Origin of the sequence: Mumia sp. (assembly GCF_028803055.1) — a bacterium.
Classification (GTDB): domain Bacteria; phylum Actinomycetota; class Actinomycetes; order Propionibacteriales; family Nocardioidaceae; genus Mumia.
The window spans coordinates 1-10551 of sequence record NZ_JARBCJ010000121.1 but is presented as its reverse complement, the minus strand read 5'-3'; the positions used below and the strand labels follow the sequence as shown (position 1 = coordinate 10551).

Below are 10551 nucleotides of genomic sequence, written 5' to 3'. Positions count from 1 at the left end.
GGACCAGATCGCGCAGTGTCCGGGCGAGCGGAAGGAACGGTTCGAGCGATGTTGCCCCCCAGGGCAGCTCGAGAACAACCCCCAACCGCGAGACGAAATCTCCTTCAGCGCTTCCGGGCTCGGCCACCGCTGCCCAGCATCGAAACGCGGCCAGACCGGGTGGGACAGATACGCCTGTCTCATGAGACTGCCACCTCAGCCGAGATCAATTGACCGGATCAATATGCAATAGCGGACGCAGGGAAGAGCGATCAGGGTCCCGACGGCCGCCCCCGGTGCCGCCGTGTCACGGTCGCCGTCGTCGAGGGCGCCCTCGCGGGTCGGCTGCACGAGACCCGCTGACGAATCCGCGTCAACCCCACAACAGATCGCTGGTCGGGGCCTGATCTTCGCAACGAATGCGGCCCACTGGCGGAACGCTTGTCGACATACCTTCGAGTCACCGATGACACGGAGGTACTCGATGACGATCACCACCCGCGCTCCGCTGCCCTCGCCGGCGGAGCACGCGGTCAGCTCGACGACGGCCGGCGAGGCCATCCCTCGCCGGTTTCTCATGTGCCGACCAGAGCACTTCGACGTGACCTATGCGATCAACCCGTGGATGGATCCCACCAAGCCGGTCGACACCGACCTGGCGGTGGCCCAGTGGGAGGTGCTGCGCGCCACCTACGAGAGCCTCGGCCACCGCGTCGAGCTGATCCAGCCGGTGGAGGGACTCCCGGACATGGTGTACGCGGCCAACGGCGGGGTGGTCTACGACGGGAAGGCCATGGCGGCCAGCTTCACGTTCGCCGAGCGTCAGCCGGAGGGTGCGGCCTATCACGCATGGTTCGACGAGGCCGGGCTCCGACCGACCATCCAGGCGGCCTCGCAGAACGAGGGTGAGGGCGACTTCCTCGTCGTCGGACGCCTGATCCTCGCCGGCACCGGCTTCCGTACGTCAGTGGCCGCCCACCACGAGGCCCGTGAGTTCTTCGGCGCACCGGTGATCTCGCTGGAGCTGGTCGACGCCCGGTTCTATCACCTCGACACGGCCCTCGCGGCGATCGACGACCAGACGATCGCCTACTACCCGCCCGCCTTCAGCGCCGCGAGCAACGCGATCCTGCGTCAGCTGTTCCCCGACGCCATCGTCGCGACCGCGGCCGACGCCGAGGTGCTCGGCCTCAACGCCGTCTCCGACGGCTACAACGTGGTCCTGACCGACAAGGCCGTGCACCTGCACGAGCGCCTGCGGGAGAGGGGCTTCAACCCGATCGGCGTCGACCTGAGCGAGCTGCTCAAGGGCGGCGGAAGCGTGAAGTGCTGCACCTTGGAGGTACGCGCATGACCACCGTCTCGTTCGTCGACGTCCCCGGCATGCGCCGCTGGATCGCCGAGCAGGGCGCCGAGCAGATCATCGGCGACATGGTGACGGCACTGGAGGGCGACTTCCGCCGCTGGCCGCAGTTCGACAAGTCGCCCCGCCACGCCGTTCACACCCGCGAGGGCGTGATGGAGCTGATGCCGACCAGCGACGGCGACGAGTACGGCTTCAAGTACGTCAACGGGCACCCGAAGAACCCCCTGCGGGGCTTCCAGACCGTCACCGCCTTCGGTGTGCTCGCACAGGTCGACAACGGATACCCGACGTTCATCGCCGAGATGACGCTGCTCACGGCCCTCCGGACGGCGGCCACGTCGGCGATGGCGGCGCGCTGGCTCGCCCGTCGCGACGCCTCCACGATGGCGATGATCGGGACGGGGTCGCAGGCGGAGTTCCAGGCGCTCGGGTTCCGGGCGGCCCTGGGCATCGACCGGCTCAGGATCTGGGACACCGACTCGGCCGCGATGCAGAAGCTCGTCCGCAACCTCGAGCCGCTCGGCTTCGAGGTGACCGTCGCGAGCAGCGCCGCCGACGCCGTCCTCGGCGCCGACGTGATCACCACGTGCACCGCTGACAAGACCAACGCGACCGTGCTCCGCGACGCCGATGTGGCCCCCGGGGTCCACATCAACGCGATCGGCGGTGACTGCCCGGGCAAGACCGAGCTCGACCAGGCCATCCTCGAACGCGCGTCGGTGTTCGTGGAGTATCCGGAGCAGACCCGTGTCGAGGGTGAGATCCAGGCCTTCGGTCCTGAGTTCCCGGTCACCGAGCTGTGGACGGTCGTCGCCGGAGAGGCCCTGGGTCGTACGTCGGCCGACGAGATCACCGTCTTCGACTCCGTCGGCTTTGCGATCGAGGACTTCACCGCGCTGCGCTTCGTCCGCGATGCCGTCCGCGGCACCTCGTACGAGGCGGCGCTCGACCTCGTCGCCGAGCCGAGCGATCCCAAGGACCTCTTCGCGATGGTGACGCCGGCGCAGGTGCGCGAGCCGGTCGCCGCCGTGCACTGAGGCGACGGTGGCGTCAGCGCGGCGACTCGGCGGCGTACGCGAGGGCACGCCGGCACGAGGCGATGCCAGGACTCGACGCCGCCGAGAGCCGCGCGGACGTGAAGATCGAGCGTTGCGGGTCGTCCGGGAGGGGGCACAGCCGCGCCGGTGCGGGCAGCCCCTTCCAGAGGATGTCGGGGAGCAGGGCGACCGCGTGACCGGACTGCACCAGCCGCAGGTGCGCCTGGAGATCGGCGGTCTCGAACCGTACGTCGGGCTCGAAGCCCGCACGTCGGCACGCCTGCTCGGCCCAGTGCCGCGACGCCGCTCCGACGGGCTCCATCACCCACGGCACGTGCGCCGCGTCCTCGATGCGCTCGATCCGGCGGTGCTCGGCAGCATCGGGCGAGATGGCGAGCCAGAGCGTGTCGGTCGTGAGCGGCAGCCGGTCGAGGCCCGGATGGCGCGGTGCAGCGTGGTGCGGGTACTCCTCGGCGACGACCAGGTCGAAGTCACGTGCCCAGGTCTCCGCGAGAGCGGTCTCGGGCTCCCGCTGGACGACCGTGACGCGGAGATCGGGGTGCTCGGCGTCCAGCCACGTGAGGGCCGCGGGAAGCAGGGCGAGCGCCGCGGACTGGAAGACGGCCACCCGCACCGAGCCGGACGGGCGCTCGAGGGAGGCCGCGACATCGGACTCCGCCCGCTCCAGCCGCGCGAGCATCGCCTCGGTGTGCTCGACGAGGATCTCGGCCTGCGGCGTCAGGCGCACGCCGCGACCGGACTTGAAGAGCAGCGGGACGCCGACCTCGCGCTCGAGCTGGGTCAGCTGCTGGGAGACCGACGACGGGCTCTGGTGCAGCGCCTCGGCGACGCGGGCGAGGGTCCCGCGCAGGGCCAGCTCCCGGAGGAGACGGAGCCGCCGAACCTCGAGCACGACGCCCGCCTTTCATCAGAGATCTTGACGGATCATCATCAAGAATCGTCACTTTACCTAACGACACCCCGAGCGCACACTGAACACGACACGCTCGACGACCCTGGGACGGCGAAACCTCATGACCTCGACCACTGAGACTGACGCTCTCGCCACCGACCTCTCCGACGAGGTCGAGTCGCTCGTACGGCAGTGGCTGGACACCGCGAGGGACATCCCGGCCGACCGGTCCGCCGAGCAGCTCGCGGCCGTGCTGAAGGACCCCAAGGGCCTGCCGTTCGCCGTCGGCTTCGTCGACGGCGTGATCCGGCCCGAAGACCCTCGCGTGGCCGCGCAGGCCTTCGCCGACCTCGCGGGCGACCTGCCGCGCTTCCTTCCCCTGCACCTGCGCACAGCGGTCAAGGCGGGTGCCGTCGCGGCGCGGGTCGCCCCCGGGCTGGTGATCCCGGTCGTCCGCCGCGTCCTGCGCGCGATGGTCGGCCATCTCGTCGTCGACGCCTCCGACCGCCGGCTCGGCCCGGCCATCTCCCGGATCCGCAGCCGTGGAGTGCGGCTCAACGTGAACCTCCTCGGCGAGGCGGTCCTCGGCGAGCGCGAGGCAGCCCGTCGACTGGACGGGACGCACCGTCTCCTGGCCCGCGACGACGTCGACTACGTGTCGATCAAGGTCTCCTCGACGGTGGCACCGCACTCCCCGTTCGCGTTCGACGAGACGGTCGACCACGTCGTCGAACAGCTCCGTCCCCTCTACCGGCGTGCCGCCGCGGCGTCCCCGCAGAAGTTCATCAACCTCGACATGGAGGAGTACCGTGACCTCGACCTGACGGTCGCCGTCTTCACCCGCCTCCTCGACGAGCCCGAGCTGCTGGACCTCGAGGGCGGGATCGTGCTCCAGGCCTACCTGCCCGACACGCTCGCGACGATGGCGCACCTCCAGGACTGGGCCGCGGCTCGGCGAGCGCGCGGCGGCGCGGGGATCAAGGTCAGGCTCGTCAAGGGAGCGAACCTCCCGATGGAGACCGTCGAGGCGTCCGTACGCGACTGGCCGCTCGCGACCTGGGGCTCCAAGCAGGAGACCGACACGCACTACAAGCGGATCCTCGACTACGCCCTCCACCCCGACCGCATCGCGAACGTCCGGCTAGGTGTGGCCGGGCACAACCTGTTCGACATCGCGTTCGCGTGGCTGCTCGCCGGTCGTCGCGGCGTCCGTGACGGCGTCGACTTCGAGATGCTGCTCGGCATGGCCCAGGGCCAGGCCGAGGCCGTCCGCCGTACCGTCGGTGACCTGCTCCTCTACACGCCGGTGGTACGCGCCTCGGAGTTCGACACGGCGATCGCGTACCTGGTGCGGCGCCTCGAGGAGGGCGCGAGCCAGGAGAACTTCATGTCCGCGGTGTTCGACCTGGACAGCGACGAACGGCTCTTCGCGCGCGAGCGGGCGCGGTTCCTCGCCTCGCTCCGGGCGCTCGACGCGACGGTCCCGGAGCCGAACCGCCGTCAGGACCGCCGTACCGACAGCGTCCCCGTACCGCCCGCCGGCTTCGAGAACACCCCTGACACCGACCCTGCGCTCCCTGGCAACCGCGAGTGGGCACGCGACATCCTCGACCGTGCCACCACGACCACCCGCGGCGAGGACCTCGTCCGCGACCACACGGTGACGTCGCCGGAGGCACTGGAGAGCATCGTCGCCGCGGCCGTCGGCGCGCAGCCGGCGTGGTCCTCGCTCGGCGGCGACGGACGTGCGGAGGTGCTGCGACGGGCCGCTGCCGAGCTCGAGCGCCGTCGCGCCGACCTCGTCGAGGTGATGGCGGCCGAGTGCGGCAAGACGATCGACCAGGCAGACCCGGAGGTGTCGGAGGCGATCGACTTCGCCCGGTTCTATGCCGAGTCGGCCGCGATGCTCGACCGTACCGATGGTGCCCGGCCGGTGCCTGTGCGCCTCACCGTCGTCACGCCCCCGTGGAACTTCCCCGTCGCCATCCCCGCGGGGTCGATGCTCGCGGCTCTCGCGTCGGGCTCGTCGGTGGTCGTGAAGCCGGCACCCCAGGCCCAGCGGTGCGGGTCACTGGTCGTCGAGGCGCTGTGGGCCGCCGGGGTCCCCCGTGACGTCCTCCACCTCGCCCACGTCGAGGAGTCCGACCTGGGGCGGCGCCTCGTCTCGGACCCGCGGGTGGACCGGCTCATCCTCACCGGTGCGTACGAGACGGCCGAGCTGTTCCGGACGTTCCGGCCCGACCTGCCGCTGCTCGCCGAGACGAGCGGCAAGAACGCGATCATCGTCACCCCGAGCGCCGACCTCGACCTCGCGGTCAAGGACCTGGTCGCCTCGGCGTTCGGGCACGCCGGACAGAAGTGCTCAGCGGCCTCGCTGGCCATCCTGGTCGGTCCGATCGCCACCTCACGCCGGTTCCGCGACCAGCTCGCCGACGCCGTCCGCTCCCTCAAGGTCGGCTACCCCACCGACGCCACCAGCCAGGTCGGCCCGGTGATCGAGCCGGTCCACGGCAAGCTTCGTGACGCGCTCACCTCGCTCGAGACCGGTGAGTCGTGGCTCGTCGAGCCCCATCAGCTCGACGCCGACCAGCCCGACGGCGGTGGCCGGCTCTGGTCGCCGGGAGTGAAGGTCGGCGTCGCGCCGGGCTCACAGACCCATCTGGTCGAGTTCTTCGGGCCGGTCCTCGGCATCATGACGGCTGCGACGCTCGAGGAGGCGATCGCTCTGCAGAACGCCCCCTCGTACGGCCTCACCGCGGGCATCCACTCGCTCGACCCGCACGAGATCGCCACCTGGGTCGACGGTGTGCAGGCCGGAAACCTCTACGTCAACCGCGGCATCACCGGCGCGATCGTACGGCGACAGCCGTTCGGCGGCTGGAAGCGCTCGGCGGTCGGTGCCGGGACGAAGGCCGGCGGCCCGAGCTACCTCCACGGGCTCGTCGACTGGGAGCCGGCCGAGGCCACGGCGACCGACCCCGTGCTCGACGTGCAGCGGCCGTTCCTCGAGTCGGCCGGCGCCGCGGGTGCCGCTGTGCACGACCTCCGCACGCTCGAGCGTGCGCTGCGCAGCGACGCAGCCGCGTGGCGTACCGAGCTCGGGAGCCCGACCGACGTCACCGGCATCCCGTTCGAGCGCAACGTCCTGCGCCACCTGCCCGTGCCCGTCACCGTGCGCTACGACGGGTCGCGGCCGTTGGTCGAGCTGATCCGTGTCGTCGCCGCGGGCGCCCTGACCGGGTCGACCATCTCGGTCAGCTCCGCTGTGCCGCTGCCGGACGCCGTACGCGCCGCGTTCGGACGTGCACGAGCCTCGGTCGTCGTGGAGCCGGAGGACGCGTGGTTCGCGCGTGCCGCCGAGCTCCCGTCCGGGCGGGTCCGGCTCGTCGGTGGCGACGCGGCAGCCCTGGCACGGGCGACGGGCGGTCGACCGGACCTCGCCGTCTACGGGCACGCGGTGACCGAGGCGGGGCGGGTCGAGCTGCTGCCGTTCCTGCACGAGCAGGCCGTGAGCATGACCGCCCACCGGTTCGGCACGCTCGACGGACTGACGGAGCAGGTGCTGCCGACGGTGTAGGGCGCCCGCGCCACAGTGCGCGGGTACCGTCGAGAGATGCGTCGACTCGTCGTCCTGCTCGCAGGAGGCGCCGGCCTGGTCGTCACCGGGTGCGGTGTCTCCCAGGAGACGCGCACGCCGTCGCCACCCCAGAGTGCCCCCTCTTCGACGACCGAGCGAGCAACGTCGCCTGCGACGCCGCCCGTAGCGCCGACCGAGCCCGTCGAGGCCAGACCTGCGACGCCGGCGAACCCTCCCCGCGACGCCGTCCTCTCGATACCCGCGATCGGCGTCGACGGTCTCCGTGTCGTCGCGTACCGGGGTCGGACCGACGACGCCGCCGGGACCCGCATCCAGAACCGCGGTCGCGCGGCGAGTCCGCACGGGCCTCGCGGCGGCGCCGGCCCCGGCGGTGTGGGCAACTACCAGGTCACCGCGCACCGGTTGTCGTCGACGCGCGCCTTCCTCGACCTTCCGGACCTGGATCGCGGTGACCGGGTGCACGTGACCGCCGGCGGGACCCGATGGACGTACGAGATCGTCCGCACCCGCTCGACGTCCTTCCGCTCCGCCCGCTCCCTCGCCGAGCAGCGGGCAGCCGTCCCCGGGCAACCCGGTCGTGAGCCGCGCCGTGCTTTCATCACGCTGTCGACCTGCGCGACGCCAGAGGACCACGCGCAGGGCAACTACTGGTCCGACGCCTTCGACAACCCCGAGCACCGCATCGACAAGATCGGCGTGCTCGTCCGCACCTCGGCCTCCTGAGCTCACCGGCGCGGCATCAAGCGGCGGGCTCCGTCCTCAGCGCAGCACGATCACCAGCACGCCGACCCCGAGCACCAGGTCGAGCGTCCCGCACCACTCCGCGAAGGGCCTGCTGACGACGGCATCCTCGTGCCAGTGGACGGCGTCCCAGGCGGCGTGCCCGATCAGCCCGACCCCGGCGACGGTGCCGGCGAGCACCGGGCTGGCGTACGCGCCGACGAGCCCAGCGACGAGGAACACCGCGGTGAGGTACGGATAGAGCACCTCGAACCGTGACGGACCCCACCGGCGTCCGACCGCTCCGACCAGCGCCAGGACGACGGCAGCGACCGCGAGCACAGGGACCGGGTCGACGCCGAAGGCCTCGAGCAGGACCACGACGACCATCTCGGCCGCGACGACCGCCCAGATGAGGCTCTGCCGGTCGAGGACGGCGGTCGCGAGGTAGCCGAGCGCGGCCACGACGATGACGAGCGCGGCCTCCGAGCCGTCGCTCGTCTCTGACACGAGGAACGCGCCGATGCCGACACCGAGCACCGTCGGCCAGCGGCGGACGAGCCATCGTCCACCGGTGCGCCACGTGGCCTCGGTCGGCCGCGCCTCCGTCGAGCGGTTCATGGAGGCGACGCTAGGACGACGGGGACGTACGGCGGGCCGGTCCGCCGCTCCGTGTCCGAGATCCTGGGATACCTGACACTCGGCCTAGACTCGAGCATGGCCGAACGCACCGTGGTCGTGGTCGCCTACGAGCAGGCCGAGCTGCTCGACATCTCCTGCATCACCACCCCGCTGATGATGGCGAACATGATCGGCACGCCGCGCATCCCGTACGCGTGGCGCCTCGCCTCGCCCGGCGGGCTTCCCGTCGTCGCCACGTCGGGGCTGACCTTGGCCGCGGACGAGGCGCTCGAGCGGGTCGAGACACCGCTCGACACGGTCATCGTCTCGGGGGGCATGGGGCACGAGCGCGCCGCCGAGAGCGTTCTGGTCCGGGACCACGTCCGCCGTCTCTCCGAGGGGGCGCGGCGGACCGCCTCGGTGTGCACCGGGGCGACGGTGCTCGCCGCAGCCGGTCTCCTCGATGACCGGCGGGCCACGACCCACTGGCAGTTCGCCGCACGACTGGCGCGGCACCATCCGTCCGTCGTCGTCGATGCGGAGCCCATCTTCATCCGCGACGGATCCATCGCCACCGCTGCCGGAGTCACCAGCGCACTCGACCTGACGCTGGCGTTCATCGAGGAGGACCACGGCGCTGAGCTCGCTCGGCAGGTCGCGCGCTACCTGGTCACGTATCTGCAGCGTCCCGGCAGCCAGGCGCAGATGAGCATCCACACCTCTGCGCCGGCACCCGACAGTCCGGTCCTCCGCCGTGTCACCGCGTACGTGACAACCGATCCGGCCGCTCCAGCCGACAGCACGGCGCTCGCCGACGTGGCGGGCGTGAGCGTGCGACACCTCGCTCGGGTGTTCGCCTCGGAGCTGGGGACGACACCCGCACGCTATGTCCGTACGGTGCGGCTGGAGGCCGCATCGCACCTGCTCGAAGAGACGTCCGAGCCGCTCTCGGTCGTCGCCCGACGGTGCGGCTTCGGCTCGGCGGAGATGCTGCGGCAGTCGTTCGTACGCCACTACGGGACGACGCCGTCGGCCTACCGCCGTGCGCACGCACGGGCGCATGCCTGAGCGCACGGCGGCAAAGCGTACGTAATGCGGGCGACCCCGACGGACGCATGACCTATCGTCGTCCGGTGACCGCGACCCTCGACCCGACCCTGCGTCGCGCCCGCACCGCCGTGGCCGTGCTGTTCCTCACGAACGGGGCGATCTTCGCCAACATCCTCCCGCGCTACCCGGGGATCAAGGCCGACCTCGACCTGAGCAACGCCTCGTACGGCCTCGCGGTCGCGGCGCTGCCCGCCGGTGCCTTGGTGGCCGGCCTCGCGGCGGGCGTGCTGATCCAGAGGCTGCGGTCGTCCCGGGTGGCGGTCGTCGGGACGTTCCTCGCCGGGCTCGCGTCGTTCGCGATCGGCCTGTCACCGAGCGCGGGAGCGTTCGCCACCGGTCTGTTCCTCCTCGGCGCCGTTGACGCCGTCACCGACGTGGCCCAGAACGCGCACGGGCTCCGCGTGCAGCGCAGGTACGGGCGCTCGATCCTCAACTCCTTCCACGCGGTGTGGTCGGCCGGCGCGGTGCTCGGCGGGTTGATGGGCGCAGGAGCCGTGGCCCTCGGGTTGTCGCCGGCGGTGCACCTCGGCCTGTCGTCGGCGCTGTTCACGCTCGTCGCCATAGCGGCGTACCCGTTCCTCCTGCGCGGGCCGGAAGCAGATCCGGTGGAGCAAATCGACGCCGCGCCGGGCGCCCGCCCCCGTCGTGTCAGCCGCTCCGGTGGTCCCACGCCACGGACCGTCCTCGTCCTGGGCGCGCTCGTCGTCCTCGGGATCGCCGGGACGCTGGTGGAGGACGCCGGGAGCACGTGGGCCGCGGTCTACCTCAGCGACTCGCTCGGCGCCGCCGGCTCGATCGCCGCGTTCGGGTACGTCGCGCTGGTCGGCGCTCAGTTCGTCGGTCGTCTCGTGGGCGACCGGCTGGTCGACCGGTACGGCGAGCGCGCCGTCGTCCGCGTCGGCGGCCTCGTCACGGCCGCCGGGATGGGTGCCGCCCTCGCGTTCCCGTCCGTGCCCGCGACCATCGCCGGATTCGCCGCGGCAGGCTTCGGCGTCGCGACGGTGATCCCGGCGGCGATGCACGGTGCCGACGAGCTGCCGGGGTTCAAGCCCGGCACCGGTCTCACGCTGCTGACGTGGTTGATGCGGATCGGCTTCCTGGTGTCGCCGCCGCTCGTCGGTCTCATCGCCGACGCCACCAGCCTGCGTGTCGGTCTGCTCGTCGTCCCGCGCGCGGGCATCAACCAGCTGGCGCACACAGGGGGGCT

8 protein-coding genes are annotated in these 10551 nt (G+C 71.6%); 6 read left to right on the top strand and 2 right to left on the bottom strand.

The window, feature by feature from the left end; genetic code table 11:
- The first annotated feature begins 463 nt into the window (after positions 1–463).
- Both ddaH and PV363_RS12145 read left to right on the top strand, forming a co-directional pair.
- Positions 464–1333: a dimethylargininase gene (gene ddaH, locus PV363_RS12150; protein ID WP_301022443.1), complete on the top strand. Its 870-nt coding sequence runs from the start codon at positions 464–466 to the stop codon at positions 1331–1333.
- A complete protein-coding gene (locus tag PV363_RS12145; RefSeq protein WP_220343428.1) occupies positions 1330–2382 on the top strand; it encodes an ornithine cyclodeaminase in 1053 nt (350 codons plus the stop codon). Before ddaH ends, PV363_RS12145 begins: the two co-directional genes overlap by 4 nt.
- A 13-nt stretch (positions 2383–2395) precedes the next feature.
- Here PV363_RS12145 and PV363_RS12140 read toward each other — a convergent pair whose 3' ends face one another.
- Positions 2396–3295 carry a LysR family transcriptional regulator gene (locus tag PV363_RS12140; protein ID WP_301022442.1) on the bottom strand — a complete coding sequence of 300 codons (900 nt, stop codon included), beginning with the start codon at positions 3293–3295 and terminating at the stop codon, positions 2396–2398.
- Positions 3296–3416: 121 nt separating this feature from the next.
- Here PV363_RS12140 and PV363_RS12135 point away from each other — a divergent pair, with 121 nt between their 5' ends.
- The gene (locus PV363_RS12135) at positions 3417–6872 is read left to right on the top strand and encodes a bifunctional proline dehydrogenase/L-glutamate gamma-semialdehyde dehydrogenase (protein WP_301022441.1); all 3456 of its coding nucleotides are present in this window, start codon (positions 3417–3419) and stop codon (positions 6870–6872) included.
- A 36-nt stretch (positions 6873–6908) separates the two neighbouring features.
- On the top strand, positions 6909–7616 hold the full coding sequence (locus PV363_RS12130; protein WP_220343425.1) for a sortase: 708 nt from the start codon (positions 6909–6911) through the stop codon (positions 7614–7616).
- A gap of 36 nt (positions 7617–7652) precedes the next feature.
- Here PV363_RS12130 and PV363_RS12125 read toward each other — a convergent pair whose 3' ends face one another.
- A complete protein-coding gene (locus PV363_RS12125; protein ID WP_220343424.1) occupies positions 7653–8234 on the bottom strand; it encodes a hypothetical protein in 582 nt (193 codons plus the stop codon).
- A 96-nt stretch (positions 8235–8330) separates the two neighbouring features.
- Between PV363_RS12125 and PV363_RS12120 the strand changes: the two genes are divergently transcribed.
- The gene (locus tag PV363_RS12120; protein ID WP_220343423.1) at positions 8331–9302 is read left to right on the top strand and encodes a helix-turn-helix domain-containing protein; all 972 of its coding nucleotides are present in this window, start codon (positions 8331–8333) and stop codon (positions 9300–9302) included.
- Positions 9303–9367: 65 nt separating this feature from the next.
- On the top strand, positions 9368–10551 hold a 1184-nt coding region (locus PV363_RS12115; RefSeq protein ID WP_301022440.1), incomplete at its 3' end, for an MFS transporter.

What these genes read in the sequence shown, in the direction of transcription:
- PV363_RS12130 (WP_220343425.1), top strand. Translation starts at nt 6,909, where the DNA reads ATGCGTCGACTCGTCGTCCTGCTCGCAGGAGGCGCCGGCCTGGTCGTC.
- PV363_RS12120 (WP_220343423.1), top strand. Translation starts at nt 8,331, where the DNA reads ATGGCCGAACGCACCGTGGTCGTGGTCGCCTACGAGCAGGCCGAGCTG.
- ddaH (WP_301022443.1), top strand. Translation starts at nt 464, where the DNA reads ATGACGATCACCACCCGCGCTCCGCTGCCCTCGCCGGCGGAGCACGCG.
- PV363_RS12125 (WP_220343424.1), bottom strand. Translation starts at nt 8,234, where the DNA reads ATGAACCGCTCGACGGAGGCGCGGCCGACCGAGGCCACGTGGCGCACC.
- PV363_RS12145 (WP_220343428.1), top strand. Translation starts at nt 1,330, where the DNA reads ATGACCACCGTCTCGTTCGTCGACGTCCCCGGCATGCGCCGCTGGATC.
- PV363_RS12135 (WP_301022441.1), top strand. Translation starts at nt 3,417, where the DNA reads ATGACCTCGACCACTGAGACTGACGCTCTCGCCACCGACCTCTCCGAC.